Source organism: Erythrobacter sp. Alg231-14 (assembly GCF_900149685.1).
GTDB lineage: Bacteria > Pseudomonadota > Alphaproteobacteria > Sphingomonadales > Sphingomonadaceae > Erythrobacter.
This window is the reverse complement of the sequence record NZ_LT702999.1, coordinates 920,888-947,614: the sequence shown is the minus strand read 5'-3', so window position 1 is coordinate 947,614 and position 26,727 is coordinate 920,888. Positions and strand designations below refer to the sequence as shown.

Sequence of the window (26,727 nt, the reverse complement as noted above, 5' to 3'; positions counted from 1 at the left end):
CCGGGATGATTGGGAATGTGAAGAGAGGATTGGTCCCCTCGTTCAATTATCTTCTGGGTAGTTTTCGTCTTTAAAGCGGCCAAGCCATGCGACCAAGTTGGGGTGGCCATTGATCATCGCTTTCATCGGGCTTTCAAAGGCAACAAAGGCGATATTGGCTAACAATGAATACACGGTCGCATCCGCGCCGCTGATCCGGTCGCCAAAGAACCAAGGGCCATCGCCCAGTAAGCCGGCCAATGCCCCGATATCCTTTGCGGCAATCGCGTTAAGCTCTTGAGCGGAATGAAGGCCCATGCCGTGACCGGCCAATTGCTTCTTAACGCTGCGCCGGGCGACTGGCGCGATGAACATTCGAACAGGGGCGGGGATCGAACCCAGAACAGTCCCTTTCAAAATCGGCCAGTTTTCATCGCGGCACCAACGATCATAGACCATCACCCAATAAAGGTTCTCTTCGACCAGCCGCTGAATGGCGATTGCCGTGGCGCGTTGTTGGTCCGTTAGATGCGCGTCCGGATCCGCGTCGAATTCCTCTTTCAGGAAATCGATGATGAGGGTTGAATCGCCGATGGTTCGCCCCTGATATTCAATCCAAGGGGCCTTTTTCTTCGGTCCGGGAAAGGGGGTGGAGGCGGTGATCGATTGATGGTCGATCCCAGCCATCTTCAAAAAACTGTCCAGTTTCAAACAGAACGGGCTGACCGTTGCCAGGCCCCACGCGCCGGGAAGGTGGTACACTTTCAATTCGCTCATGGGCCCGCTCCTTATCTTCTCCGACATGCGTATGCGCAATCGCTCTTCGACCAAAGTTCTATTTGCGCGGCGGCGGGTCGTGCTTTGCGGTGAAACCGGCGGCGGAGGAAAGCATGGTGCGGCGGGCGTGTGCAGTGAACCTCGTCGCTATCTGCCTGGAAATGCGGCGAGATTGTCGATGTATGGCTGGGGCAGGGTGATGTCGTAGAACGCTCCAGCATAGGCCATTACAACAATCACGCCGACGATCGGCCCAAATGCCAGCGCAGGGCCATGCCATCGCCGTGGGGCCCGAAAATGCAGCGCCGCCACGACGTGGCTGAACAAAGCGGTCACCGCCAAGAGGTAGTATGGAGCAAAGCCATATTTCAGGGGGCTAAGAATGACAGTTGCCGCCGCCCAATAGAAATTCGTGTCGAGGCCGACATAGAGCCGCGTTGTGAGTGCCGCAGACGTGTGCAGAACAATGAACATCGCCATGTATGCGGCGCTGATGAATTGAATTTTGTGCCATATGTCTTTGCGTTTGCGCCGTCCAATGCCGCGCAGCAAAGCCACGCCAAGGGCGATTTGAACAACGAGGGCCATCACCAAGAGCCCTTCGAACACCCACAATTGATAAAGCGCGCGGCCGGCTTGCATCGCGGTGTCCTGTGCCGTCAGTCCGAACGGGGCTGCGATGTGGGCGGAAAAATGCACGACCAGAAACAGACCGATAAAATATGCCAAACGTCGATGCGCTTGTTTTGCGGCTTTTGTCATGGCAACTTCCCTTAATCGGATAATTTATATCCGGATAAAATATATCCGATTAAGGAGTCAAGCGTGCAACTGGGAAAAGGCGTCGAGTGGACCGCGCATATTTGCACCATGCTTGCCCTATTGGGCGAAGGGGAAGGGTTGAGCGCAGAGGCGTTGGCGGAGTTTTTCGAAGTGCCGTCGGCCTATCTGTCGAAACAAATGCAATTGCTGCGCCGCGCCGGAATTGTGCAATCGGTTCGGGGTAAAGGCGGTGGATATCGATTGGCACGGCCGGTCGATGCCATCACTTTGCTCGATATCGTGACGGCGATTGAAGGGCCAATGCCCGCCTTTCGCTGCACCGAAATCCGGCAAAATGGCCCGTGTGGATTGCGGCGTAAGGATTGCAAACGGCCATGCGAGATTGCGGCCGCCTTTGCCGATGCGGAAACCGTTTTTCGCGATGCATTGGCGGCGCGAAGTGTGGCGTCGATTATGCAAGAAGTCGCGTTGAACGCGTCGCCCGACCATATGTTACACATTGCCACATGGGTGCGTGAACGGGTGGGGTGAAGTTGACCTTCAAACAAAAAGGGCGACCCATGGGGCCGCCCTTTTGAATGTTACGAAGATTCGAAATTTACGCTTCGACGTGTTCTGCAAGAACCGTCAGGCCGTTTTCGCCCACTTCGGCAAAGCCGCCGCGCACTTCGATCATCTCTGGCGCTGCGCCTTCGGTCTTATAGACCTGAACCGCGCCGTCACGAATGGTACTCATGAATGGCGCGTGGCCTTCCAATACACCGAATTCGCCTTCGGATCCGGGCACAACGACCATGTGGACGTCTTCGCTGCGGACCTGTTTGGCTGGGGTTACGAGTTCAAAGTGAAGTGGCATTTGCTTTTCCTAATGCGCGCTTAGGCGTCTTCAGCCATGTCAGCGGCCTTTTTGACCACGTCTTCGATGCCGCCAACCATGTAGAAAGCTTGCTCGGGAAGGTGATCGTATTCGCCGTCGACAACCGCTTTAAACGATTTCACGGTGTCTTCGAGTTGAACGAAGATGCCGTTGATGCCGGTGAAGACTTCGGCCACGTGGAATGGCTGCGAAAGGAACTTTTGGATCTTACGCGCGCGAGCCACGGTAAGCTTATCTTCTTCCGAAAGCTCATCCATGCCGAGAATGGCGATGATATCCTGAAGCGACTTGTACTTCTGCAAAGTCTCTTGGACCTTACGAGCGGTTTCGTAGTGCTCTTGGCCAACAACACGTGGTTCAAGAACGCGCGATGTTGAATCGAGCGGATCAACAGCCGGGTAAATGCCCAGCTCCGAAATCGCGCGGTTCAATGTAGTCGTCGCGTCCAGGTGAGCAAACGATGTCGCCGGTGCAGGGTCGGTAAGGTCATCTGCAGGAACGTAGATCGCCTGAACCGAAGTGATCGAACCTTTTGTTGTCGAGGTGATGCGCTCTTGCAGGTTGCCCATGTCGGTCGACAAGGTTGGCTGATAACCCACGGCCGAAGGAATACGGCCAAGCAAAGCGGACACTTCCGAACCGGCTTGCGTAAAGCGGAAGATGTTGTCGACGAAGAACAGAACGTCCTGACCTTCTTCATCGCGGAAATATTCCGCCATGGTGAGGCCCGAGAGAGCCACACGTGCACGCGCACCAGGAGGCTCGTTCATTTGACCAAAGACGAGGGCCACTTTCGAACCGTCTGGCGTAGCAACGCCGTTTTCGTCTTTCTTGATCACCTCTGCATCGAGGAATTCGTGGTAGAGATCGTTGCCTTCACGGGTGCGCTCACCAACACCGGCGAAGACGGACACGCCGCCGTGGCCTTTTGCGATGTTGTTGATCAATTCCTGAATAAGAACCGTTTTACCAACGCCGGCGCCGCCGAACAGGCCGATCTTACCGCCCTTTGCGTATGGTGCGAGAAGGTCGATCACTTTAATGCCGGTAACCAGAATGGCCGCTTCGGTCGACTGGTCGACGAAGGCAGGCGCTTCTGCGTGGATTGGCATGGTTTTGTCCGCGCCAACAGGGCCGAGTTCGTCAATTGGCTCACCAACAACGTTCATAATGCGGCCAAGTGTTTTCGGGCCAACAGGCACAGAAATCTGTGCGCCGGTTGCAACCACTTCCGAACCGCGAACGAGACCTTCGGTCGCGTCCATCGCGATTGTGCGGACGGTGTTTTCGCCAAGGTGCTGTGCAACTTCGAGAACGAGCGTTTTGCCGTCGTTCTTCGTCTCCAGAGCGGAGAGAATTGCGGGCAATTCGCCGGGGAACTGCACATCGACAACAGCGCCGATGACCTGGCTGATGGTGCCATTGGTTGTTTGGTTGAGTACTGCGGTGGCCATGTTGGTTTCCTTAGCCTTTAATTACAGCGCTTCTGCGCCAGCAATAATTTCGATGAGTTCGGTGGTGATCGCTGCCTGACGGCGGCGGTTGTATTCGATGTTGAGGTCTTTGATTAGCTCACCGGCGTTCCGGGTCGCGTTGTCCATGGCGGTCATCGACGCGCCGTGTTCAGATGCCTCACGCTCCAACAGAGCGCCGAAGATTTGCGTTTTCACATAGCGTGGAAGCAGTTCCTCGAGGATTTCTTCCTCGCCGGGCTCGTATTCAACCACCGCGCCGCTGTCTTCGGTTGCCGCAGGAGCGGGGACCGGGATCAACTGGTTTACGGTTGGATCTTGAGCAAGCGCGGATTTGAATGTCGGGAAGATCAGATGCGCAATATCAAACTTGCCTTCATCGAACATGGCGATGAGCTCTGCTGAGATTGCGTCTGCTTCTTCAAAACCGGGGGTTTTTACGACAGTTGTGTCGAAACCGCCGCCGATCATGCTTTCAAATTCACGCTTAAGAGGTGCACGACCTTTTTTGCCGACAAGGTAGAATTCCACCGATTTGCCCGCGGCGAGCAATTCCTGTGCTTTCAACTTGGCCGCTTTGACAAGGTTTGAATTCAAACCACCGCAAAGCCCTTTATCCGTGTTGACCACGACCAAAAGGTGGCGTTGATCCGATCCAGTACCGGCAAGCAGCTTTGGTGCGCTGTCACCCGACACTTTGCCCGCGAGCGACGCCATGACGGCGCCCAGACGAACGGCATAAGGGCGACCGGCTTCGGCAGCTGCTTGCGCACGACGAAGCTTCGCCGCGGCAACCATCTGTTTGGCCTTGGTGATCTTCTGGGTCGATTTGACCGAGTTGATCCGACCTTTGAGTTCCTTAAGTGAAGGCATGGGCCTTACTTTCCTTTATGCAAACTGCTTTTAGGCGAACTGTTTTGCGAATGCTTCGAGAGCTGCGACGGTGCGGTCTTTCACATCGCCTTCGAATTTCTTCGACGAACGGATGTCACCAAGGATGTCGGCGTGTTCGCTGCGGAAGAAGGCGAGCATTTGCTCTTCATATTCACCCACACGCGCCACATCGACGGTATCAATATAGCCGTTGGTGCCGGCGAAGATCGAAACAGTTTGCTCTTCGAACGGCATTGGCGAGAACTGAGCTTGCTTAAGCAGTTCAGTCAAACGCGCACCGCGGTTCAACAGTTTCTGCGTTGCGGCGTCGAGATCCGAACCGAACTGAGCAAAGGCCGCCATCTCGCGATATTGCGCAAGGTCGAGCTTCATCGAGCCCGAAACTTTCTTCATCGCTTTCGTCTGAGCGGCACCGCCAACGCGGCTAACCGAAAGGCCCACGTTAATCGCGGGACGAACGCCCTGATAGAAGAGGTCGGTTTCAAGGAAGATCTGACCATCGGTGATCGAAATCACGTTAGTTGGAATGTAGGCCGAAACGTCGCCAGCCTGCGTTTCAATGATGGGAAGAGCGGTCAACGAACCGCCGCCTTCGCTTTCATTCATCTTCGCCGCACGCTCAAGCAAACGTGAGTGGAGATAGAAAACGTCACCAGGATACGCTTCGCGGCCCGGAGGACGACGCAGCAACAGCGACATTTGACGGTAAGCGTTGGCTTGCTTCGAAAGATCGTCATACACGATCACGGCGTGCATGCCGCGGTCGCGGAAATATTCGCCCATTGCACAACCGGTGTACGGTGCGAGGTATTGCAGCGGAGCAGGCTCAGACGCGGTCGCGGCCACAACGATGGAATATTCCATCGCGCCATTCTCTTCGAGCTGCTTAACGATTTGAGCAACGGTCGAACGCTTTTGACCAACGGCAACATAAACACAGAACAGTTTCTGCTTGTCGTCGTCGCCTTTGTGCGCTTCGCGCTGGTTGATGAAGGTGTCGATGGCGACAGCGGTCTTACCCGTTTGACGGTCACCAATGATCAATTCGCGTTGACCGCGGCCAACGGGAACAAGAGCGTCGATGGCTTTGAGGCCGGATTGCACTGGCTCGCTAACCGATTCGCGCGGGATGATGCCCGGCGCCTTCACTTCAACGCGGCTGCGCTCAACATTTTCGATCGGGCCCTTACCGTCGATCGGGTTGCCCAATGCGTCAACAACGCGGCCCAAAAGGCCCATGCCAACAGGAACGTCCACAATGGTTTCGGTGCGCTTGACCGTGTCGCCTTCTTTAATCTCAGCGTCCGAGCCGAAGATCACGACGCCGACATTGTCAGCTTCGAGGTTCAAAGCCATGCCTTGAACGCCATTTGCGAATTCGACCATTTCACCGGCCTGCACTTCGTCAAGGCCGTGGATACGGGCGATACCGTCACCGACCGAAAGAACCGAGCCAACTTCGCTGACTTGTGCTTCGGTGCCAAAATTGGCGATCTGGTCTTTGATGACCTTGGAGATTTCTGCTGCGCGGATTTCCATGGATAGTGTCCTTTAAGCCTTTGTGGCTTGTTTGGCTTAGGCCTTCATGGCCTGTGATAGTGAGTTGAGGCGGGTGCGGATCGAGGCATCAATGCGCTGCGATCCAATGGTAACGACAAGTCCACCCAAAAGATCAGGATCCACGTCAGCGGTTAGCATGACGGTGCGGCCTTCACGGGCGGTCAATTTGTTCTTGAGAGTGGCGACCTGATCGTCGCTCAGCGGATGCGCGCTGGTGACGGTGGCGGTAACTTCGCCGCGTTGCGCCGCTGCGATCGATTTGAAAGCACCAATCATATCGGGCAATTTGGACAACCGGCGATTGCCAGCAAGAACGCCGAGGAAATTGGTGGTGAGGTTGCTCACCTTTAAATGCTTGGCGATGGCGTCGACAGCCTGACCTTGTTCCTCTCGCGAAAGCTGAGGGTTGGTGGTCGCGGCGCGCAAATCATCCGACTCGTTGAGCGCGGCGCCCAACGTTTCAAGATCTGATTCGACAGCGGACACACTGCCGCCCTCGCTGGCCAATTCGAAAAGGGCCGAAGCGTAACGCCCTGCCAGGCTGGACTGAATACCGGCGGAAATTTCCACGCGTTGAAATCCTCTGATGTCAGAGTGAAGAATGACGATGCAGCTTATCGGCGTATGATGCGTGAGGGGCACCGATCCAAAAGCTGGCGCGCGCCTAGCAATTGATTCCCGATTACGCAAGCGGAGTGCGCGCGGTTCATGTGATTTGTCGTGCAATAGTCTTTGAGGGGAGTGGGCGGGGGTGTTGACGCGACACTTGCAAAATCAACAGAAAGATACCATGTCACTTACCAATAGGTAAGTGTGTAATGGGAGAAGACACATGCAACTCACACCAATGGCCCCAAAATGCGGCGTCGAAATTTCCGGCGTTTCTTTGGCGGATTGCACCGACGCGCAGATGGATGACATCCGCCGCGCAATCTATGAACATGGCGTCGCGGTTTTCCGCGATCAGGAATTCACCCCTGAAAACCATATTGCCTTTGGCAAGCGTTGGGGCGGGATGGACATCAACAATTACTTCCCGCAGCAAGGCGATTACGACGAAATTTCGGTCGTCAAGAAAGAGCCCACTCAAAACACCAATATTGGTGGCGCATGGCACACTGATCATTCCTATGACCAAATCCCTGCGATGGGTTCGGTGTTGGTTGCGCGCGAATTGCCACCAACCGGCGGCGATACAATGTGGGCGCATATGGGCGCCGCTTATGATGCGCTGTCCGACGATCTCAAGGCCAAGATTGAGAATTTGGAGGCGTTTCATACGGCCGACCATGTTTACAAAGAAGGCGGCCTTTATGCTCAAACCGACATGGGCGAACATTTGCGCGGGCAAGATCTAAAAACCGGTGCGGTGCATCCTGTGGTGATCCGTCACCCGCAAACGGGTCGCAAGCTGCTCTATGTAAACACAGCCTTCACGATCAATTTTGTTGGTCAAACACGCGACGAAAGCCTGCCTTTGCTCACGGAATTGTGTAACGCTGCGCTGACCGAGGACAACCAATGCCGTCTTCAATGGAAGCCGGGCACTGTTGCGATCTGGGATAACCGGACCAGCTGGCACAACGCCATGAACGATTATGCGGGCCATCGCCGCGAAATGCACCGGATCACTCTATCGGGTGAGGCGTTGGCTGCTTAACAGCCATCGTATAAGGCAAACGCAGCATTCCGGGGGCGGGTCGAGCCAACCTCTGGATTGCGGCGTCGCTGCCCAACTCAATCACTTCGCGAATACCAGAACGATAGACGCTCATAAGATGTTCTTCTGAACTGAATCTCGGTCTTAAAGCCTCTGACTTGGCCAAACCGGATTGGCCTCACGCGGCTTTGATCAATCAGAACACGGCCTAACCGCCGTCTCCAAATTCCTCATCAAACGCCGCCCCCAATGCGCCGCTTACGCCGCCTGCGCGCTTGCTGTTGCACGAATAGACCAGCCGTTCGTTCGGACGATCGGGCAACAAAGCGATAAGCGCGCTTTGTTGTTCGCCCAATGTCATTTGTGCATCGGTCACCCCGCAAGCTGGAGGATCGTATTCGCCCCGCGCCGCGCGCGCTTGTTCCATTTCGGCCCGACCCAGTAGGTATCGATCCGTGCGGAAAGTGCGGCTTTCAGGGTCATATGTGTTGATCGACACCGCCGCCTCGTCTTCAGAAACCAAAACACGGGTCCAGTCGCCCCCGACCATGCCGTATTGCGTGCGCTCATTAACGCAACCGTCGGCGGCCCATGCGAATTCGACATCGTCGGTGCGTGCGCCGGTGATGCGGCTGCGTTCGGGGACGAGAGTGCAAATCAATGTCCCTTCGCTTGATCCGCCAGTTGGATCACCATCCACTCCGTCGCCATCGCCCTGTGGCGCTTCGCCTAGAATGACAGCGACCCGATCATCAACGTCCTCGAACCCGGGCCGCGTGACCCACACGAACACCGTGCCAATTATCGCAGCGCCCGCAATTCCCGCCGCGATAATGGCGCGTGTCTGGCTTTTCGTGTCGGCAATGTTTTTGCGCAGTTGCGCTGCAGCATAGCTAGAACCAATCGCCACCAAAAGCAGCACCATGGCCAATGCAATGGCGTTTTCACGGGCTTCAAAAACCTCAAACTGCGCTCTGTTGCGTGCGGCGTCGCGGGCTTCACGGCGCTCCAGCTCTCTGGCTTCGAGCCTTTCGCGCGCTTCCGCTCTTTGCGCGTCGAAACGCGCGCGTTCGGCAGCGTTTAATTCTTCGATTGAAGTGCAGGGCAACGCGTTCACCGACGGCTCAACCGAATTGTCACGGAGGAAGGGCAGCAACTCGCGCAGCGACACCGCAAAGTAGAATTCTGCATCCGACCCATCCGAATCCGCACCGAATGAATTGACGCCCAAGACCCGGCCACACCCGTCCAACAACGGTCCGCCGGAATTGCCGCGCGCAATCGGGGCGGTGTGCAGGATCGTATCGAATTGGCGGCTGGGTCGTTCTCCCGAGAGGAATCCGCGGCTTTTCACCGGTGGCTGAGCGCGGAAGATATCCCGAATTTCCAGACCCTGAGCCAAGTCAACATTCATCGGATAGCCGACGGCTGACACCTCTCCCATATCCCCGGAAACGCCGCCCGCTATTGTCAGAGGGGGGAGGCGCAATGTGCCTCCAGAAAACTGCAGCAATGCCAAGTCGTTACGCGGACTAACGGCGACAGGAGTGGCGAATGTGCCAGCTTCGCCTTCGCTTGGCACGATGCCGATCCGTAATGTGTCATCCAACAACGCTTCGCGAATAACATGCGCGTTGGTGACGATCATTGTAGGGGTGACCGCAAATCCGCTGCCATGCGTGACAGGGGTGACATCTTCCCCGCTGCTGTCGATTAGAACGACCCGCACAACGCCGCGCGCAGCGGCATCGATATCCCCGGCATCCGCAAACGCCGGCACCGAATTTGCTGCAGCCACGATAGCGAGGGAGGCCATCACCCATGCTGCCCAGATCCGGCGCAGATATGGGACAGAACGCCCGCGCGAAAATTCAGAATCACAATTCATGCAGTCACTATAACCCTCGTTTGTCTTTCCATGACACTCAATCCTTACCGACAATTGCAAAAGGCAGAAAAATGAAGCCTTGACCATGCGAGCGCGTCACGCGACTTTATGCCTTATTAAGAGGTAATAGCGGTCTGATTTGGAAGGGTTTTGGTATGATTTGCGTTCGCTCATTACGGCTGGCTTTGCCGATTGCTCTGATCGCTTCTGTGGCCACGCCGCTTTTCGCTCAAAAGGGTAAGGCACCGGCACCGGCCGAGGTCGAGTTGCCGGTCGAATCTGTGACTGAGGTGGAATTTGCAGTCTCTGACGCGATGTTTGTGATGCCTATGCCCGATGGCTATTGCCTGCCCCGTGGGGAGGAGAAAGTCCTATCGGATGAGACCGCTGCCGACGATATCCGCAATCGAACTTTGGTCGATATGGATGTGTGTGGGACATTCGCAGTGTATTATGTCTTGGTCAAAACCCCTCGCGCAGAATTTCAAGTGCCGATGGCACGCGACGCCTTTTTCGCGATGATGGAGCAGCAACTCGAAAACTCAGACCTGGTCGAAACTGTCATGCAAGAAGACATCGATATGCTCGAAGAAAGCAGCGATGGCGCGATTACGTTGGAAACGCAGGACTACGGTTTTGACGGGTTTGATGACGATTGCCTTTATGCATCGGGAATAATGCGGATCACCATGGAAGGGGAGCGAGACAAGGCGCTTGCTGCCGGTTGCACCACGTTGATCGGTGGGTACATTTTCGCAGTCCACGCCTATGATTTCACTGACAATCCCGACACTTTAGAAACGTTGAAACGACGTGCGCGAGACATTGCGTTGTCTATTCAGGAAAAGTAAGTGAGCAGCGATCCCAAGGGGCCAGATTGCGTATGACACGGCCCCGAATTCTGCCCTATTCCTTCAGGGTGGGGCTGGATCGGTCGAGCGGTGTAAGAGCCGTCGGGTTGAGGGTTGGATGACGGTTCGGGGTTGTCTTTTGCATCCGATAATTGTGCGTATCGTACATCCAAAACACAGGCTCGCTCTATCCGGCGCAATCGGTTGAAAGTTACACGGTTCATATCAGGCGGCGGATCAAACCGATTCAACGGACCGGCAAAAAATTCCAGTAGCTGATCATCGGAAAACCCGGCCGCGCCAGCCCGCTCTATGATGCAGGGGCACGTGTTTGGTATGTCATTGTTGGGACCGTTGACGTGGTGCGAATGGCAAGCATCCTGTGTTGTTGCAGGATCGGTTTCTGAATTGGCTGCGGACGCGGCAGATGGCACCGATAGAGCAAGGATCGCGAGAGCTAACGCCGATGAAGCTGCGATATTCTGCATCTGCGCATTCATGTACTCTCTCCGCATTGTTGTGGTCGATCCGCCGCCCGTGATCCCGCAACGTACTTTCGCATTTTTGACCACAAATGCCATTGAGCGCAAGAATCGGGACGACCCGCGTTCAATTCCAGTTATTGTGTGGTCCAACAGCAGGGCACGATCGCCCGCGTGATAGGAATTTTGGAACGATCGCATGACGATTGAAGCAGATCTTTTGAGTGATGATGATCGTTGGCGCATCGCGATGGCCAAAGACCGCAGGTATGACGGCGTGTTTGTAACTGGAGTTCACTCCACCGGCATCTATTGCCGGCCCAGTTGTCCGGCACGCGCACCGCACCGCAGAAATGTCCGGTTTTACGCGGGCCCCGTTGATGCAGAGGCTGCTGGCCTGCGGGCGTGCAAGAGATGTTCGCCGAACACGCAAAGCGCCGAGGAAGCGTGCATCTTAGCTGCAATTGCTGCGATCAGAGCCAGGGTCGAACATAGCGGCGGCGGTATGACATTGGATGAATTGGCAGACCTAACCGGATATTCTCCGACCCATTTCCAACGCCTGTTCAAACGCACGGTCGGCCTTTCTCCGGCTGCGTTTGCGCGCGCATTGCGCGAGGACCGCGTTAGAGAAGCGCTCGAAAATGGTGTTGCTGTTACAGATGCGCTCTATGCAGCGGGCTATTCGTCACCGTCGCAATTTTACGATGGGACAAAGGGAAAACTTGGCATGGCGGCAAAGGATTGGACCGGAGGCGGCGCTGGGCGCACCATTCATTGGAGCATAGTGACAACGTCGATCGGTGACATGTTGCTAGCGGCAACGGATAAAGGTGTGTGCTGTTTGTCTTTTGGTGAAGACGAAACGCATCTGCGGGCGCGCTTTCCCAAGGCGGAGTTGGTCCCGGCGGGCGAACAATTGCGCGATTTGTTCGATGCGGTGGTTAAGGCAGTAGAGGAACCTTCGAGCGATATGTCCGCGATCCCTCTCGATGTGAAAGGGACCGCCTTTCAACAAAGGGTTTGGAGCGCTTTGCGTGAAATCCCGGCCGGAGAAACGCGCAGCTATGGCGAGCTTGCCATGTTGCTGGGAAATCCCAACGCCAGCCGCGCGGTTGGTGGGGCAAATGGGGCGAACAACATTGCCGTCTTGATCCCATGCCACAGAGTGGTTCAGGCCGACGGCAGCATTGGGGGCTATGCCTATGGGCCGGAAATCAAGCGCGAATTGTTGCAGCGCGAAGGGGCCGAAATTGCCCCCGACTCAAAGCAGCTCTTTTGATCCTAACCAAGCGGGCGGCCCATACCCTTCAGCCGGCGTCTTCGATCACTGTGACTAAATCGGATGCCATTTGGGCGACGTCTTTCTCGCAATCATCGGAAAGGGCCAGCCTCTCCATTCTCAGCCTAAGCGCGTCCGATGTATAAAACCCCATCACTTTTTTTTCGTCGGCCTTAGGCCAGAAACTGGTTGCCCAGATGGTCCCATAGCCGCCGAAATCCTGGCACCAGTCGCGGAAAAGCCGGCGAGCTAATGCTTCGTCAGAAATTTCGTTAACTTGATTGAGCAAGTCATCGAGTGACCAGCCACCAAGCGCAAACATGCACAAAATGTCGTCGAGCGAGTGCTCCTGCCAAACACATTCAGTCTCAAATCCGCTCCGCAAAAACTGGCGTTGAAATTGATCTAGCACGCTCCATTGTGCCTTGTTCCAATTGTCTGGATTGCCAGTTTTAAAGCGATTGAGCGAAATTTCGATTCCACAACAATCTGGTTCTTTGCCAAGCGCCAGAACCTCCAGAACTCGGGGCAATAGGTATGTCCAAATGTCTTTCTCCACGCCGCCGGTCGCATATGCAGCGGAGAACCATTCCTTCAAATATTGCGCGGGTAGGTCTTGGATTCCATGTCGAAAGAAATCGGCTTCCGTCTCTTTGGACATGCAACAATGCGTGCACACGTCGACATTTGCAGGATTGCTGCCGCTAAAGGCAGAATAAGCCCGATTCACCAATTCATAGAAAGGTTGGGTGGGAGTAATCTTAAGCCCTGTTTGAGCCCCGTTTGCCGGGGTTTCCCTGAGCTTCACTTATTCCTCCGTCGATCAATCCAACTTAGGCGGAAAGCCCGGTTCAGCCGCCGCGATTGCGCGTTGATAGGCATCGCGTGCGCCGATCCGTTTCAGATAGGCTTTCAAATTCGGCATGTGATCGATGCTCATATCGTTGAACGCGCGCGCTGTGGTGAGCGAAAAGCCCAACATGATATCCGCCGTCGTCAATTGAGCGCCGCCAAAGTAATCGGCCTCCCCCAAACGTCTTTCAATCGCGGCCCATGCATTGGTCACCCGCTTCATCAAGGGTGGTGGCATTTCCGCGCCAACCGCGTTCACCGCAATGCTCATCATGCCGTTGGTCATCAACGTCGCATTGGCAAAGTGATACCAATAGAGGTGTTCCGCAAAATCGGGATGGTCTGGTCCGGGCACTAAATCGGTGTCGGGCGCATATTTGCCGACGATATAATCCATGATCGCCCCGCTTTCGCCCAACAAGGTGTCGCCATCTTGGATAAGCGGCGCAATTTCCATCGGGTGCAAAGCTTTTAGTTCGGCCGGTGCCAATCGTGTCTCAGGATCCCGGTTGTAGAGTTTGAGATTGTAGTCGAGCCCCAACTCCTCACACAGCCAGACAATGCGTTCGGATTGTGAAATGCGTAGGTGGTGAATGATCAACATGGAGGGACCTTTTGGTTGGATTGTTGATCACCAATTGCTGTCCTTGGCGATAGTGTCGAGCGTTTTGTTGCCGCGGCGTCGTGAAATAATTACAGCCCCACTCTTGTAAATGATAATCATTCGCAATATATATGGAGCATGACAAACCCACTCCCCCGTTCGTTAGCCGTACTGCGCGCTCAGCGTGTGTCTCCTTCCCTGCATCAGATTACCCTTGGCGGAAAAGGGATGCGTGGCTTCCCAGTTGATCAAGCGGGGGGCTATGTGAAATTGATGCTGTCATCGGGCAAGCTTCTCGGCAAACCGACCATGCGAACCTATACGATCCACGATCAGCGCGCTCCGGTAGGAGGTGATTTTGGCGAGATAGATATTCAATTCGCTTTGCATGGCGGCAACGCGGCTGGGCCCGCAACCTCATGGGCTTTAAGCGTGAAAGAAGGCGATACGATCCGTGTTGGCGGGCCGGGCCCTGCCAAACCGTTTGCAAGCGATCGCGATCATTTGATGGTGGCGGGCGACATGTCGGCTTTACCCGCCATTGCAGCCAATCTTCGCTCTTTGCCTGACACGGTAAAAGGCATCGCAGTGATAGAGATTCAACATGAGGAGGATGCGGTCGAATTGGCCGCACCGGATGGCATCACGATCGAATGGATCGTGAACGATCAACCTGGATTGCGACCTGAATTGCTATCGGATGCTCTGCGCGCTGCACAGCGACCGAACGGTTCGGTCTATGCTTGGGTTGCGTGCGAATTTGCCGGCATGCGCGCGTGCCGGGCCTTTCTCCGCGATGAAATGGGTTTGGGCCCGCGTGACCTGTATATTTCCAGCTATTGGAAACACGGATTTGATGAAGGTCAGCACAAGAAAATTAAACGGCAGGATGCCCAATCCGCACCTGCAGTTCAGACAGCATAAGCCGGCTATGATGTCGATCGCGCCCAACCGCTGCTTGCCGGTGTGAGCGAGGCGAGGAATGTGTCGGCGCTGTTGATGTATTCGCGCTGTTTTTCCTCGCCCATTCGATCCCAAGTGGCAAAGATCCGGCCGATGCGGTGATTGTTGGAAAGTTGTTCCCGATGGCGATCCATGAAATGCCAATAGAGCGGATTAAACGGGCACGCATCTTCGCCCGTTTTTACGGTCACCTTGTACCGGCACTCTTTGCAATAGTCGGACATTTTGTTGATGTAATTGCCGCTCGCCGCATAGGGTTTTGTCGCCAGCTTTCCGCCATCAGCGTACAATATCATCCCTGCAACATTGGGCAATTCCACCCATTCAAACGCATCGGCGTAGACGGCCAAATACCAATCTTGGACATCCTGCGGATTGATCCCCGCCAAGAGGCAAAAATTGCCCAGAACCATCAATCGTTGAATATGGTGAGCATGGGCGTTGTTGTGTGTGGATCGAATGCAATCGGATAGACAGCGCATGTCTGTGTCGCCTGTCCAAAAGAATTCAGGCAGCGGACGGTGCGCGTTCATGGCATTGTCCGTCGCGAGATCGGGCATAAACCGCCAGTAAAATCCTCGCACATATTCGCGCCAACCGATGATTTGACGGACAAACCCTTCGACTGAATTCAGAGGAGCGCGCCCTTCTGTATACGCTTCTTCGGCACGGCGGCACAGATCCATAGGATCTAGCAAGCCGCAATTTATGCTGGTCGAAAGCATCGAGTGGTACAAATCGTCCGATCCATGCACCATTGCGTCTTGATAGGGGCCGAATTTCTCGATCCGTTCGGCAAAGAAAGCATCGGCTGCTTGCTCAGCTTCTTCGTGCGTTACCGGCCAATCGAATTGATCGAGGTTTCCGAAATGGTCGTCAAATGTATCGGCCACCAATCGGATAACGTCTGTGGTGATGGCGTCGGGCGAAAATTTGGGCGGGGACGGAGCGTTCATCGTGCCTTTGGGTGGTTCACGGTTGTCTTTATCGTAATTCCATTCGCCGCCGACCGGTCTGCCCTGATTGTCGATTAACAAGCCCGTTTTGCGCCGCATTTCGCGATAGAAATGCTCCATCGTCAACGCCTTGCGTCCCTCGGCCCAATCGCGAAATTCGCTGGGCGTGCAAAGGAAACGATCGTCGCCCAACACTTCTATGGGGCAATCGAATTTGTCAGGCCATTCCTCGATTGCTTGCTGCACCCGCCATTCGCTGGCTTCGACGATGTGTATCGCCTTGGGATTGTGCCTCTCGATCGCGCGCGCCACTTCACCGGTGAAAGTGCCCGCATTGTCGGGATCGTCGAGCGCAACGTAATCGACATCAAATCCCGCTTTACGCAATTCAGCGGCGAAATGGCGCATAGCGGAAAAGATCAGGACGATTTTTTGCTTGTGATGTTTGACGTATGTCGCCTCATCCCAGACTTCCATCATCAACACCACAGTGTTCGATGGCGATGCACCGCGTAGGCTGGCGAGGTTGTGCGAAAGTTGATCACCCAAAACGGGTATCAAGGTGGGAGCGATTGCCGACATGATACGACAACGCGCGACACCCGATCCGGTGCCGCGCGTTGTTCAATTGCCGACTAGTGTAGGCTTATTCAGCTGGAAAGCGGGCCGCGCATTGATTTATGAATTCTTGCGGCGATCCAGCGGAAAAGGCGGTTTGCGTGGCGCTGTTCATCACGTCATCGCCATCGCTGCCGATCAATAGGACAAGCACATCGGGATCGGTTTCCATTCGCGCTTCGAGCCGTTCGAAAAGGGCAACGACAGACGCACCGTCATCCCCAAATTCTGCCGCCTGCGATTCCGCCGCACCTTGCAAGAAAGCCGAAAGGGTCAAACAGCTTAGGACCGCTTGCGCATCCTCTTCGGGTAAGGACACCGGTTCATTGGTACCAAACCGCGCATCGCAATCCGCGATGGCACCTGTGTAATCCTGTTGCCCCACCTGATCGATGATGTCGGATGTGCCGTTCAACACTGCGCTGACGGTTTCGGTGGAGAAAGGCTCTGTTTGAGCCGCGGCGGCCAAAGCATATTTCATCGATTCCGCCAGCTCGGTATAGGAGACGGCGTCGCCTTCGCTCTTACCTTCGCGAAGGACCATTCCTTGCGCGACAAAACACGTCCGTGCCGCCTCGATCGAGTCATCGGACAAGACAATGGGTTCTGGCGGCGCAAAACACCCCGATAGCGCCAAGGACGCCGTTCCAAGGATTACGGCAGATTTCTTCATGTGGTGTTCCCCCTAAAGTTTAGGATTGAGGACATAGATCATGGCGCCCTCGCAAACCTTGTAAGGAATGGCATCCCGGGAACGGATCACTCGTCAGACGAAACTATAGGGATCTATGTCCACCCCGACACGCACGCCGGGCGGGAAATCTTGCCGGCTGACCCAATCGCGCAATGTCGCCTGCAAATTGGCGCTGCGCCTGGCGTTGACGAGGAAGCGGTAGCGATAGCGGTTGCGCAACAACGCCATTGGGGCCGGGGCAGGGCCAAGGATGTACAGATCGTCTTGAACCGGGCGATTGTCGCCCAAATGAGCCGCCGCCGCGCGGACTTCGCGTTCATCCTCCGATGAAAGAATGATTGCGGCCCATCGCCCAAATGGTGGCGCGCCGGCATCGCGTCGTGCCTCTGTTTCGGCGGCGTAGAATGCATCGCGATCGCCATCGGCCAAGGCCGCGATCACCGGCGCATCGGGATGACGGGTTTGCAGCAAGACTTCGCCCGGCTTTGCGCCGCGCCCAGCGCGACCCGCGACCTGAGCGACTTGTTGATAGGTGCGTTCCGCCGCGCGCAAATCGCCGCCTTCCAAACCCAAATCGGCGTCGATCACACCAACCAATGTGAGTTCCGGAAAATGAAACCCTTTCGTGACCAATTGCGTGCCGACGATAACATCAATGGCGCGCGCTTCTGCCTTCGCAATGAATTCTGCGGCGCGTTCTGGCGATCCCAATGTATCGGATGTGGCGACCGCCACCTTTGCCTCTGGAAACAACTCGCCAACTTCGTCCGCGATCCGTTCCACGCCGGGGCCACACGCAACCAAACAATCCGCTTCACCGCAATCGGGACAAGCATCGGGAGGTGTAGTCTCCAACCCGCAATGGTGACAAGCCAATCGCGATGATAGGCGGTGTTCAACCAACCACGCGCTGCAATTGGGACATTGGAATCGATGCCCGCAATTTCGGCACAAAGTAAGCGGCGCGTATCCACGACGGTTGAGGAAGAGCAGGGATTGTTCGCCAGCTGCCAATCGCGCTTCCAACCCTTCGATCAAGGGGGCAGACAGCCATCGACCATTGGCGGGTTTCTCAACCGTCAAATCCACCAGTTTGATCGTCGGTAATTGCGCGCCGCCAAACCGGCTTGGCAGGACCAATTTTGTGTAGGTCCCCGAATTGGCCATGTGCAGGCTTTCCAATGCAGGGGTTGCGCTGGCTAAGATCACCGGGATCGACTCAAAATGCGCCCGCATGACCGACACATCACGGGCATTGTACCGCACGCCATCGTCTTGCTTAAAGCTCACTTCGTGCGCTTCATCGACCACGATCAGCCCCAGATCGGCATAAGGCAGGAACAGAGCAGAGCGAGCACCTACAATAACCTGTGCGCCCCCATCTTGGGGGCTCTGGGCTATGGCCCGCCACGCCCGGCGACGTTCCGTCGATTTAAGGGAAGAATGCCATTGGACCGGCGCGGTCCCAAACCGGCTCTCAAACCGCGTTAGGAAATTTTCTGTTAGCGCAATTTCAGGCAGAAGAACGAGAACTTGTCGACCCATCCGGATCGCCTCAGCAACAGGTTCAAAATAGGTTTCGGTTTTGCCGGATCCTGTGACCCCATCCAGAAGGAAAGGTTCAAAATCGCGTTGTTCCACCGCCTGAACCAAGGATTTGGCGACGGACAATTGATCGGGAGAAAGCGCAGGTTGATGAAAATCTGCGTCGGAGGGTGGGTAGGGGCGATCGATCGAAACAACAATCGGTTCGATCAATTCGGCGCCGACCATTCCGCGCAATACCCCTTCGGATACGCCAGAGATGGCCGACAATTCGCGGATTGTGCCCTGCGGTCGATCTGCTTCGCCGCCCAATTCTTCTATGGCGAGTTTGCGCTGCGCTGTAAGTCGGCCTTGCGGCTCTTTATCGCTTAACCGGTATTCGGTGGTCGTGGTTGGACCGCCCAATGCACCCCCGCTGGACAAAACCATGCGTGCGACGCTGGCCAAATTGGCGCAATAATAATCGGCGGTCCATTCGATCAATCGGCGCAAAGCGAGCGATAAAGGCGGCACCGCGACCACTTCGCGAATGGCGCGTAATTTGCTGGCGTCCACCAGAGCACCGGGCAGTCGCCCTTCGTCCCATACGATACCGGTCACCTGGCGCGGCCCTAGCGGGGCGATCACCACGCTGCCGGGTTCGACCTGCATGCCATCTGCCACTTTGTAATCAAGCGGGCCGAGCGCGGCGTTGAGGACAAGAAGGCGGACGCGGTTCATGATTAGGCCGGGTATATGGGCACCGCGCCGCCGCCGCCACCGTTCGATTCAAAATTTCATGTTGAGAATACCGTTGGTCGTTTGAACGGATCGATCCTGACCCCTTGTTCGGGGATCGATTGCGCAGGCACCGCGTGTGCCCAAAGGTCGGCTAATTGGGAACATTTTTGATGGTCGCCTTTTTAGCAGGGGACAGGCATCTTAGAAGAAGGCAGGCATCTGGCCTCCAACGCGCCGCTGTGCCATTTCGTTGGCCAAGCGAATCATTCGCACAACGGGAGAGACATCCGCATGAAATTCTTCGTCGACACTGCAGAGATTGACGACATCAAAGAACTGGCCAGCACAGGCTTGCTTGATGGCGTGACCACCAATCCTTCGCTGATCCACAAATCGGGTCGGGATTTCATGGAAGTCACCAAAGAAATCTGTGGTTTGGTTGATGGGCCGGTCTCCGCAGAAGTGGTAGCGCTTGACCATGAAACGATGATGAAAGAGGCCGAAGTCCTGCGCAAGATCGCGGATAATGTCTGCATCAAAGTGCCGTTGACCGTTGATGGATTGAAAACGTGCAAGGCGCTGACCAGTGATGGCACAATGGTCAATGTCACTTTGTGCTTCTCCGCCAACCAAGCGTTGTTGGCGGCCAAAGCGGGCGCAACCTTCATCTCACCGTTCGTTGGTCGGCATGATGACAATGGCTTTGACGGGATGGACCTGATCGAAGACATTCGTCTGATCTATGACAATTACCTCTACGACACCGAAATCCTCGTCGCGAGCATTCGACACACGACGCACATTTTGGAAAGCGCAAAGATTGGCGCAGACGTCATCACCGCCCCACCCAAAGTGATCCTTGGATTGTTCAAACATGTTTTGACCGACAAAGGGATCGAAGCGTTCATGGCCGATTGGGCGAAGACCGGTCAGTCGATCGTCTAAATCCGACACTTGGCAGGGCAATGGCTGAAGAATCTCCTCTTGATACGTTCAAACAGGCTCTGACCGGGGCGTCGCGTGCTATTGCGCGTGACGCAGAGGTCGAAGTCGCGTGGAGCGCAGATGTGCCGGGCGCATCGGGTAACCGGTTTCGCGTGCCATTGCCGGCGCGCGATTTGCCGGCGGAGCAGGTCACCGAAGCGCGCGGCTTTGCCGATAGTTTTGCCCTCAAACTACGCCATCACAATGCGGGGATTCATGCAGTAGCCGCGCCGCCGGAACCGATTGCCCGTGCATGTTACGACGCGATCGAACAGGTCCGCTACGAAGCGTTGGGCGCCAACCGGTTTGATGGGATCAAATCGAACCTAGATGCTGCAACGGAGTTGCGCACCACCGGCGATGCGATTGTGCGAGCGCAAAACTCATCCGAAGTGCCGCTGCAAACGGCTCTGTCCTTGATGCTGCGTGAAAAATTAACCGGCGAAGCGATCCCGGACAAAGCGCAAGCGGGCGTAGATTTGGTCCGTGAATTCATCGAAGACAAAGTGGGCAGCGATTTCTCCGCCTTGGGGGAAAACCTTGGCGATCAAGAAGCCTTTCAAAAACTCACTTTGGACATTTTGCGCGATCTCGATTTGACCCGGCCGACCGATACCCCGGACGAAACCGACAGCGATGATTCCGACGACGATGACGGCGAACAGGACGATCAGTCCGGTGATGAGCAACAGGAAGGCGACGCCGATCCGCAATCCAGCGAAGTTGCAGGCGACATGGCCGAAGGCGATGGCGAGGGCGAAGCCGACAATGAGTTGGCCGCCGACGAAGATATGCAGGATGGTGAGCCAGGCGAGGAAGGCGATGCCTCCGACGCGCCCGTGCGGCCCAACCGCCCGAACGCCGACATTCCTGACGGCCTAGATTACACCGCCTTCACCGAGAAATTTGACGAAGAAGTCGAAGCGGTTGAGTTGTGCGACGCAGAAGAATTGGATCGGTTGCGCGCCTATCTCGACAGCCAGCTAACGGGCCTTCAAGGGGTGGTCACCCGGCTGGCAAACCGACTGCAACGCCGTTTGATGGCGCAGCAAAACCGCAGCTGGGATTTCGATCAGGAAGAGGGCGTTTTGGACGCCGCTCGTCTGTCGCGCGTCGTCGTCTCGCCGGGCACGGCCTTGTCGTACAAAGTCGAACGCGATGTCGATTTCAAAGACACTGTCGTGACCCTTTTGATCGACAATTCTGGGTCTATGCGGGGCCGCCCGATTTCCATGGCTGCGATCAGCGCGGATATCCTTGCGCGCACTCTGGAACGCTGCGGGGTAAAGACCGAAATTCTCGGCTTTACCACCCGCGCTTGGAAGGGCGGGCAAAGCCGCGAAGCATGGTTGGCCGATGGCAAGCCTCAAGGGCCGGGCCGCCTCAACGATCTGCGCCATATCATCTATAAGCAAGCGGATGAGCCTTGGCGCCGCGCGCGCCGAAATCTTGGCCTGATGATGCGTGAAGGATTGCTCAAGGAAAACATCGACGGCGAAGCGCTCCTTTGGGCGCACAGCCGCCTTGTCTACCGACCCGAAGAACGCCGCATTTTGATGGTAATCTCCGACGGCGCGCCGGTCGATGACAGCACGCTTTCAGTCAACAGCGCCGGCTATCTTGAAGCGCACCTTCGCGGTGTGATCGAATGGATTGAGAAAGCATCGCCCGTACAATTGGTTGCGATTGGTATCGGCCACGATGTGACGCGCTATTACAGGCGCGCGGTGACGATTATGGATGTCGAACAACTCGGCGGCACGATTATGGAACAGCTTGCTGAGTTGTTTGAGGATGAAAAGGGTACGGGGCGGCGATGACTGAAACTGTCACTCTCTGGCGTCCGGTCGGCCCTGAAGAACTGAAGCTAATCAAGGATACTGATTGGCGAGCCTATCCTCCTCGTCTCCCTGAGCAGCCAATTTTCTACCCTGTGACTACCGAGGAATACGCGGTAAAAATCGCGCGTGACTGGAACGTCCCCGCGAGCGGATCGGGTTTTGTAACCAAGTTTGAAGTGCGCAAGTCGTTCCTCGATAAGTACGACATACAAGAGGCAGGTGGGCGGGAGCATCTCGAATATTGGATCCCGGCCGAAGAACTCAGTGATTTCAATGCAGCGATTGTCGGTCAAATCGAAGTTGTGAGGACATTTCCAGAATGAACGTAACCGAAGCCGTCACCAGCCGCCGATCCGTCCGCGCCTTCACCGATCAGTCGGTTGAGCTCGAAACCATCCGCCGGGTGCTCGACACAGCGCGTTGGGCGGCATCGGGTTGCAATTTTCAACCTTGGGAAGCGGCTGTGGTCACGGGGCAGTCGCTCAAGGACCTTCAGGCAAAGATCACCACCACCCCTCCGCAACAGGCCGAGTATGATTGGACCGCGCCGGGCACGGAAGATGCCTACAAACAGCGGCTTAATGGAGTGTCCAAGGGGATGTTCGGCGCGATGGGCATTGCGCGCGACGATGGCGAGGGGCGGATGAAAGCGATGATGCGCAACGCCACCAGCTTTGACGCGCCCGCCGTTATGTTCACATACTTCCCGCGCCTGATGAAGGAACCGCAATGGTCGGACACGGGCATGTGGCTTCAAACCGTGGCGCTGCTGCTGCGCGAAGAAGGGCTGGATAGCTGTTTTCAGGAATATATGGCGCTCTATGCCAATGTGATCCGCGACCATCTGGGCCTCGATCATGATCGCTATATGCTGTTTTGCGGCATGGCGATTGGGTACCGTGACCCGGAAGCGCCGCTCAACACCTATGACCGCGAACGCGTGGCTTTGGATGATCAGGTGACGTTCCTAGGTTGGGAATGACATCTCGATCGTAAGATCGATTCGCACGAACGCTCCGCAAAGCCTTGCGGACAATGAGGCTTTGCCATTCCCCCAGGCGGAGTCGTTGCAAAATGCGCATTCTCACTGAAATATAACGGTTTTTTCTTGACCCAAATGGGGACGGCAATCGGATTCTGTCCATTATGTACTATTGACCGTCCCTCGCTGCGCGTAGAACCATTATCGAGCAATGGGGACCAAAAATCCTCCACATAGGAGCAACCGCTCCGCTTTGATGATCTGTCCATTAGGTAAGGGGGAACGCCTGTGGGACGTTTGACTGCAGCAATTTCTACGGCGTTTGTGGTGTCGGCGGTGTGTTTGACGTCGGCCTCGGCGCAAACCGGCTCGGTCTTAATCCGCGACAGTTTCCCGATCGGCGATGGCGATGGCATTTTGTGCCAAGTGCAAGATCGCAGCATCGCGAACCCGGCGAAGCAAGGGATTTTTGATCGACGTTGGGCGGTCGTTTGCCGCGACAACGCGCAGCCAATCGCAGAGATTTTTGCGTTCGAAACATTCGATAGCACCGCCAAGAACGCGGTGCGCGACGCGCGGCGCTTTGCTGTAACCTGCCCCTCTTCTGCAGCGACCGTTCCGGGACCCGTATCAGGCTCGCAAAAGCAAGAATGCCGGGTCGATGACAGCGACTTAAGCTGGAGCCAAATCACCGCTCGATCAGCTGATCTGACGTTCTATGCGGAAGGCTTCACTGCCTATGACGATGCAACCGTGTTGGCGCTGCGATCGGTGGTGAACAATGCGATAGCCAACGGTACAATCGATGTCGCCTCAACATCGGTGGCCGACCCGCTGTCCTTTGCTCGTGTTCAAGCCGAAACGTTGAAACCCGAACAGGCATTAGCCGAAGGGTATCGCCGCAATCTGGCGGGTGAATACGCCGAAGCTGCAGCCTATTTTGAATCTTTGCAGCAACGGTTGGAGGGGGATGCGGATTCCGCCATAAACCCAGGCGAATTCTTCGTAAATCGCGCCCTCCAAAAAAGCAATTTGGGCGAATTTAGCGTTGCCAACCGCTTGTTTGCGCAGGCCGCAGATTTTGGCGGCGATGATCCGATCACAGCGCGTCTTTTGCGCAATTTCGAGGCAATCCACCTTCTCAACCAAGGATTCGATATCGAAGCGATCGATCGCCTCAATCAAGAATTGGAAGGCGGCGCGACCGGCGCCACAAACGTTGATGGCGCGCTATCAATCACCTTGCCGATTTCAGAACGGTTGAACCGGGAACAGGCCACAGGTTTCCTGTTTGGGATCGTCGATGAATTGAGCCTAACGGTAGAAGAACGAGCACAGATTATTGACGCGCAGGCGTTGCAAATCCGAGGCACGGCGAAACGCATCAACGGCGATCTGGATGGCGGTCGTGTCGACTTGATCAACGCCTATTCACAGGCGATCGCGGTGCGTGATGGCCGTGTGACATCGATTACGAGGTTGCGCTCTCAAGTGCTTGCGGACCTTGCGCTTATTGCTGAACGGCGTGGCTCGATTGGTGATGCCGAAGCGTATTTGCGCAACGGATTGTCGCTGCTTCAGGCGCAATATCCCGAACGGCGTGCGGTTAGCGCGCAAGAAGCACGGTTGGCTTCGTTCCTACTGCGCCAAGGGCGCGACGATGAGGCCATGGAACTTTACGGCAAAGTGGTTGAACGCGCCGTGGGTAAGCGGAATGCAATCACCGGTTTTGCGAACCAATTGAACCCATATTACCGCGAACTGGCATCCCGTGTGGAAAGCGACCCAGCTGCGGCGGAGGCATTTTTCCGCGCCACCCAAGTCTTGATCCGCCCTGGTGTTGCCGAAACACAGGCGATCCTTGCCCGGCGATTGAGCGCCAATTCAGACGAAGCGTCGCGTTTGTTCCGACAATCGATCGATCTGGGGCGTGAGATTGAACGATCACGGATCCGTTTCGAAGCGTTGGGCAACGGACCGCAAACCGCTGCGGTGCGCGCGCAGATGGCCGAATTGTCGGATCAAATCATTGCGTTTGAACGCTCTCAGGTTAGCACCCAGGTGCAATTGAACGCTTACCCCCAATATCGCGCGGTTGCGCCATCGTCGCTTGAACTCGATGAATTTCGGGCGGTTATGCGTCCGGGCGAAGTGTACGCCCGCATAGCCATCGTCAGCGAAGACGTCTTCATGTTCTACGCCGATCAGAACACAGCAAAAGCGTACCGGGTGGATATGTCCGCGGCCGACCTCGAAGAGCAGGTCGATATTCTCCGCGACACGATCTCGATCTTTGAAGGAGGGGAGTACGCGACCTATCCGTTCGACATCGCGACGGCGCGTGGCCTTTACGAAAAACTATTTGAGCCCATTGCCGGCGAAATCGCATCGGCCAACCATGTGATCTTTGAACCCGACGGGGCGATGTTGCGTCTTCCGGTGGATTTGCTGGTCGCGGATGATGTTTCTGTGGCCTTGTATGAGGGGCGCCTTTCACAACCTGACGCCGATGAATACGATTTCAGGGGGGTCAATTGGCTTGGGCGTGGCCGCATGGTCAGCACGGCGGTTTCCGCCGAAGCCTTTGTCCAATCGCGCAAGGTGGAGCGGTCCGCGGCGACACAGCAATATCTTGGTCTGGGTGAAAACACGCCGATTGGGGAAAGCTACCCCGCGTCCTTTACCGGAGAAAGTGCGGATGCGTTGGCGGACTGCTATTGGCCGGTTAGCCAATGGAACAATCCGATCGATGCGCGCGAATTGTCGACCGCCGCAAATTTGATCGGAATGGATCAATCCCTTGTCATTACGAATGCGAATTTCAGCGATGATGAGATCAAAGCAAAGGACGACCTCAACAACTACCGTGTCCTGCACTTTGCTACACACGGATTGGTCACGCCGCCCAACCCAAATTGCCCAGCGAAACCGGCATTGGTGACATCATTCGGCGACACCGGTTCAGATGGTTTGTTGAGTTTTGAAGAGATCTTCGAACTCGACCTCGATGCCGACCTCGTAATCCTGTCTGCATGCGACACCGCTGGGGCTGCTAGCGTCGAGGCCACCCGTGCAGCGGGTGTCTCAAGCGGGGGTGGAACCGAACTCGAAGGATTGGTTCGTGCATTTATCGGAGCGGGTGGCCGCGCCGTGATGGCCAGCCATTGGCCCGCGCCGGATGACTTTGCCGCCACCGAACGGTTGATGTCGGAAATGTTCAAACGGGGCCGGACCGAAACGATCGGTTCTGCTTTGTCGCAATCGCGGCAATTGTTGATGGATGATGTCGAGACATCGCACCCATATTATTGGGCCGGTTTTGCGGTCATCGGCGATTCCGCGCGTCCGCTTTTGGCCGAGCCCAGGTCGGCTGGCGAAAGCACGAATATAGCCATGGCGAACCCCGCAAACGGCGGGTCCATGATGAATAGAGGCGCCGCGCAATGACCGCGACAGGAATGAA

General features: G+C 55.8%; 24 protein-coding genes. 10 read left to right on the top strand and 14 right to left on the bottom strand.

Annotated elements, in window-relative coordinates:
* Nucleotides 1–42: 42 nt before the first annotated feature.
* Nucleotides 43–756 (bottom strand): glutathione S-transferase family protein, encoded by a 714-nt coding sequence (locus tag BQ8290_RS04450; RefSeq protein ID WP_337661001.1) that lies wholly within the window; start codon nt 754–756, stop codon nt 43–45.
* 147 nt (nt 757–903) lie between these two features.
* Nucleotides 904–1,518 carry a hypothetical protein gene (locus tag BQ8290_RS04445; RefSeq protein WP_108787990.1) on the bottom strand — a complete coding sequence of 205 codons (615 nt, stop codon included), beginning with the start codon at nt 1,516–1,518 and terminating at the stop codon, nt 904–906.
* Between the two features lie 63 nt (nt 1,519–1,581).
* On the opposite strand from BQ8290_RS04445, the gene BQ8290_RS04440 reads away from it, so the two are divergent.
* Entirely contained in the window at nt 1,582–2,070 is a 489-nt protein-coding gene (locus BQ8290_RS04440; RefSeq protein ID WP_108787988.1) for an Rrf2 family transcriptional regulator, read from the top strand.
* A 67-nt stretch (nt 2,071–2,137) separates the two neighbouring features.
* Here BQ8290_RS04440 and BQ8290_RS04435 read toward each other — a convergent pair whose 3' ends face one another.
* Genes BQ8290_RS04435 through BQ8290_RS04415 form a run of 5 tightly spaced genes read right to left on the bottom strand, consistent with a single transcriptional unit; the run spans nt 2,138 to nt 6,912 of the window.
* Nucleotides 2,138–2,395: an ATP synthase F1 subunit epsilon gene (locus BQ8290_RS04435; RefSeq protein WP_108787986.1), complete on the bottom strand. Its 258-nt coding sequence runs from the start codon at nt 2,393–2,395 to the stop codon at nt 2,138–2,140.
* Nucleotides 2,396–2,415: 20 nt separating this feature from the next.
* On the bottom strand, nt 2,416–3,870 hold the full coding sequence (atpD, locus tag BQ8290_RS04430; protein ID WP_108787984.1) for a F0F1 ATP synthase subunit beta: 1,455 nt from the start codon (nt 3,868–3,870) through the stop codon (nt 2,416–2,418).
* Nucleotides 3,871–3,891: 21 nt separating this feature from the next.
* Nucleotides 3,892–4,761: a F0F1 ATP synthase subunit gamma gene (locus BQ8290_RS04425; protein ID WP_108787982.1), complete on the bottom strand. Its 870-nt coding sequence runs from the start codon at nt 4,759–4,761 to the stop codon at nt 3,892–3,894.
* Nucleotides 4,762–4,791: 30 nt separating this feature from the next.
* Complete coding sequence (gene atpA, locus BQ8290_RS04420) at nt 4,792–6,321, bottom strand: F0F1 ATP synthase subunit alpha (RefSeq protein WP_108787980.1); 1,530 nt, start codon at nt 6,319–6,321, stop codon at nt 4,792–4,794.
* 36 nt (nt 6,322–6,357) lie between these two features.
* A complete protein-coding gene (locus tag BQ8290_RS04415; protein ID WP_108787978.1) occupies nt 6,358–6,912 on the bottom strand; it encodes a F0F1 ATP synthase subunit delta in 555 nt (184 codons plus the stop codon).
* Nucleotides 6,913–7,174: 262 nt separating this feature from the next.
* Between BQ8290_RS04415 and BQ8290_RS04410 the strand changes: the two genes are divergently transcribed.
* The gene (locus BQ8290_RS04410; RefSeq protein ID WP_337661000.1) at nt 7,175–8,002 is read left to right on the top strand and encodes a TauD/TfdA dioxygenase family protein; all 828 of its coding nucleotides are present in this window, start codon (nt 7,175–7,177) and stop codon (nt 8,000–8,002) included.
* A 208-nt stretch (nt 8,003–8,210) separates the two neighbouring features.
* On the opposite strand, the gene BQ8290_RS04405 is transcribed toward BQ8290_RS04410, so the two are convergent.
* Nucleotides 8,211–9,818 (bottom strand): trypsin-like peptidase domain-containing protein, encoded by a 1,608-nt coding sequence (locus BQ8290_RS04405; RefSeq protein ID WP_108791889.1) that lies wholly within the window; start codon nt 9,816–9,818, stop codon nt 8,211–8,213.
* 227 nt (nt 9,819–10,045) lie between these two features.
* Here BQ8290_RS04405 and BQ8290_RS04400 point away from each other — a divergent pair, with 227 nt between their 5' ends.
* Nucleotides 10,046–10,741: a hypothetical protein gene (locus tag BQ8290_RS04400; RefSeq protein ID WP_108787974.1), complete on the top strand. Its 696-nt coding sequence runs from the start codon at nt 10,046–10,048 to the stop codon at nt 10,739–10,741.
* On the opposite strand, the gene BQ8290_RS15080 is transcribed toward BQ8290_RS04400, so the two are convergent.
* Nucleotides 10,729–11,229, bottom strand: a complete 501-nt coding sequence (locus BQ8290_RS15080) for a hypothetical protein (protein WP_337660999.1) — start codon at nt 11,227–11,229, stop codon at nt 10,729–10,731. The genes BQ8290_RS04400 and BQ8290_RS15080 overlap by 13 nt on opposite strands.
* Nucleotides 11,230–11,422: 193 nt before the next feature.
* Here BQ8290_RS15080 and BQ8290_RS04390 point away from each other — a divergent pair, with 193 nt between their 5' ends.
* On the top strand, nt 11,423–12,505 hold the full coding sequence (locus tag BQ8290_RS04390; protein ID WP_108787970.1) for a methylated-DNA--[protein]-cysteine S-methyltransferase: 1,083 nt from the start codon (nt 11,423–11,425) through the stop codon (nt 12,503–12,505).
* Between the two features lie 28 nt (nt 12,506–12,533).
* On the opposite strand, the gene BQ8290_RS04385 is transcribed toward BQ8290_RS04390, so the two are convergent.
* Together BQ8290_RS04385 and BQ8290_RS04380 are read right to left on the bottom strand one after the other, a co-directional pair.
* Nucleotides 12,534–13,166 carry a hypothetical protein gene (locus tag BQ8290_RS04385; RefSeq protein ID WP_108787968.1) on the bottom strand — a complete coding sequence of 211 codons (633 nt, stop codon included), beginning with the start codon at nt 13,164–13,166 and terminating at the stop codon, nt 12,534–12,536.
* 162 nt (nt 13,167–13,328) lie between these two features.
* Entirely contained in the window at nt 13,329–13,961 is a 633-nt protein-coding gene (locus BQ8290_RS04380; RefSeq protein WP_108787966.1) for a glutathione S-transferase N-terminal domain-containing protein, read from the bottom strand.
* A 138-nt stretch (nt 13,962–14,099) separates the two neighbouring features.
* Here BQ8290_RS04380 and BQ8290_RS04375 point away from each other — a divergent pair, with 138 nt between their 5' ends.
* The gene (locus tag BQ8290_RS04375) at nt 14,100–14,885 is read left to right on the top strand and encodes an SIP domain-containing protein (protein ID WP_108787964.1); all 786 of its coding nucleotides are present in this window, start codon (nt 14,100–14,102) and stop codon (nt 14,883–14,885) included.
* 5 nt (nt 14,886–14,890) lie between these two features.
* Here BQ8290_RS04375 and BQ8290_RS04370 read toward each other — a convergent pair whose 3' ends face one another.
* From BQ8290_RS04370 to BQ8290_RS04360, 3 genes are all read right to left on the bottom strand, one after another.
* Nucleotides 14,891–16,462 carry a cryptochrome/photolyase family protein gene (locus tag BQ8290_RS04370; protein WP_108787962.1) on the bottom strand — a complete coding sequence of 524 codons (1,572 nt, stop codon included), beginning with the start codon at nt 16,460–16,462 and terminating at the stop codon, nt 14,891–14,893.
* Between the two features lie 64 nt (nt 16,463–16,526).
* On the bottom strand, nt 16,527–17,171 hold the full coding sequence (locus tag BQ8290_RS04365; RefSeq protein WP_108787960.1) for a hypothetical protein: 645 nt from the start codon (nt 17,169–17,171) through the stop codon (nt 16,527–16,529).
* Between the two features lie 93 nt (nt 17,172–17,264).
* Complete coding sequence (locus BQ8290_RS04360; protein ID WP_108787958.1) at nt 17,265–19,457, bottom strand: primosomal protein N'; 2,193 nt, start codon at nt 19,455–19,457, stop codon at nt 17,265–17,267.
* A 291-nt stretch (nt 19,458–19,748) separates the two neighbouring features.
* Between BQ8290_RS04360 and fsa the strand changes: the two genes are divergently transcribed.
* From fsa to BQ8290_RS04335, 5 genes are all read left to right on the top strand, one after another.
* Nucleotides 19,749–20,402: a fructose-6-phosphate aldolase gene (fsa, locus tag BQ8290_RS04355; RefSeq protein ID WP_108787956.1), complete on the top strand. Its 654-nt coding sequence runs from the start codon at nt 19,749–19,751 to the stop codon at nt 20,400–20,402.
* Nucleotides 20,403–20,422: 20 nt separating this feature from the next.
* On the top strand, nt 20,423–22,261 hold the full coding sequence (cobT, locus tag BQ8290_RS04350; RefSeq protein ID WP_108787954.1) for a cobaltochelatase subunit CobT: 1,839 nt from the start codon (nt 20,423–20,425) through the stop codon (nt 22,259–22,261).
* Nucleotides 22,258–22,605, top strand: a complete 348-nt coding sequence (locus BQ8290_RS04345; RefSeq protein ID WP_108787952.1) for an ADP-ribosylation/crystallin J1 — start codon at nt 22,258–22,260, stop codon at nt 22,603–22,605. The genes cobT and BQ8290_RS04345 overlap by 4 nt, the downstream gene beginning before the upstream one ends.
* On the top strand, nt 22,602–23,264 hold the full coding sequence (locus BQ8290_RS04340; RefSeq protein ID WP_108787951.1) for a nitroreductase family protein: 663 nt from the start codon (nt 22,602–22,604) through the stop codon (nt 23,262–23,264). Before BQ8290_RS04345 ends, BQ8290_RS04340 begins: the two co-directional genes overlap by 4 nt.
* Nucleotides 23,265–23,552: 288 nt before the next feature.
* Nucleotides 23,553–26,711, top strand: a complete 3,159-nt coding sequence (locus BQ8290_RS04335) for a CHAT domain-containing protein (RefSeq protein ID WP_108787949.1) — start codon at nt 23,553–23,555, stop codon at nt 26,709–26,711.
* The last annotated feature ends 16 nt before the right edge of the window (nt 26,712–26,727 follow it).

Bases quoted from the DNA above. Each gene is read 5' to 3' on its own strand.
- BQ8290_RS04450 (WP_337661001.1), bottom strand. From the start codon at position 756: ATGAGCGAATTGAAAGTGTACCACCTTCCCGGCGCGTGGGGCCTGGCA.
- BQ8290_RS04445 (WP_108787990.1), bottom strand. From the start codon at position 1,518: ATGACAAAAGCCGCAAAACAAGCGCATCGACGTTTGGCATATTTTATC.
- BQ8290_RS04435 (WP_108787986.1), bottom strand. From the start codon at position 2,395: ATGCCACTTCACTTTGAACTCGTAACCCCAGCCAAACAGGTCCGCAGC.
- atpD (WP_108787984.1), bottom strand. From the start codon at position 3,870: ATGGCCACCGCAGTACTCAACCAAACAACCAATGGCACCATCAGCCAG.
- BQ8290_RS04425 (WP_108787982.1), bottom strand. From the start codon at position 4,761: ATGCCTTCACTTAAGGAACTCAAAGGTCGGATCAACTCGGTCAAATCG.
- atpA (WP_108787980.1), bottom strand. From the start codon at position 6,321: ATGGAAATCCGCGCAGCAGAAATCTCCAAGGTCATCAAAGACCAGATC.
- BQ8290_RS04410 (WP_337661000.1), top strand. From the start codon at position 7,175: ATGCAACTCACACCAATGGCCCCAAAATGCGGCGTCGAAATTTCCGGC.
- BQ8290_RS04405 (WP_108791889.1), bottom strand. From the start codon at position 9,818: ATGGCCTCCCTCGCTATCGTGGCTGCAGCAAATTCGGTGCCGGCGTTT.
- BQ8290_RS04400 (WP_108787974.1), top strand. From the start codon at position 10,046: ATGATTTGCGTTCGCTCATTACGGCTGGCTTTGCCGATTGCTCTGATC.
- BQ8290_RS15080 (WP_337660999.1), bottom strand. From the start codon at position 11,229: ATGCAGAATATCGCAGCTTCATCGGCGTTAGCTCTCGCGATCCTTGCT.
- BQ8290_RS04390 (WP_108787970.1), top strand. From the start codon at position 11,423: ATGACGATTGAAGCAGATCTTTTGAGTGATGATGATCGTTGGCGCATC.
- BQ8290_RS04385 (WP_108787968.1), bottom strand. From the start codon at position 13,166: ATGTCCAAAGAGACGGAAGCCGATTTCTTTCGACATGGAATCCAAGAC.
- BQ8290_RS04380 (WP_108787966.1), bottom strand. From the start codon at position 13,961: ATGTTGATCATTCACCACCTACGCATTTCACAATCCGAACGCATTGTC.
- BQ8290_RS04375 (WP_108787964.1), top strand. From the start codon at position 14,100: ATGACAAACCCACTCCCCCGTTCGTTAGCCGTACTGCGCGCTCAGCGT.
- BQ8290_RS04370 (WP_108787962.1), bottom strand. From the start codon at position 16,462: ATGTCGGCAATCGCTCCCACCTTGATACCCGTTTTGGGTGATCAACTT.
- BQ8290_RS04365 (WP_108787960.1), bottom strand. From the start codon at position 17,171: ATGAAGAAATCTGCCGTAATCCTTGGAACGGCGTCCTTGGCGCTATCG.
- BQ8290_RS04360 (WP_108787958.1), bottom strand. From the start codon at position 19,457: ATGAACCGCGTCCGCCTTCTTGTCCTCAACGCCGCGCTCGGCCCGCTT.
- fsa (WP_108787956.1), top strand. From the start codon at position 19,749: ATGAAATTCTTCGTCGACACTGCAGAGATTGACGACATCAAAGAACTG.
- cobT (WP_108787954.1), top strand. From the start codon at position 20,423: ATGGCTGAAGAATCTCCTCTTGATACGTTCAAACAGGCTCTGACCGGG.
- BQ8290_RS04345 (WP_108787952.1), top strand. From the start codon at position 22,258: ATGACTGAAACTGTCACTCTCTGGCGTCCGGTCGGCCCTGAAGAACTG.
- BQ8290_RS04340 (WP_108787951.1), top strand. From the start codon at position 22,602: ATGAACGTAACCGAAGCCGTCACCAGCCGCCGATCCGTCCGCGCCTTC.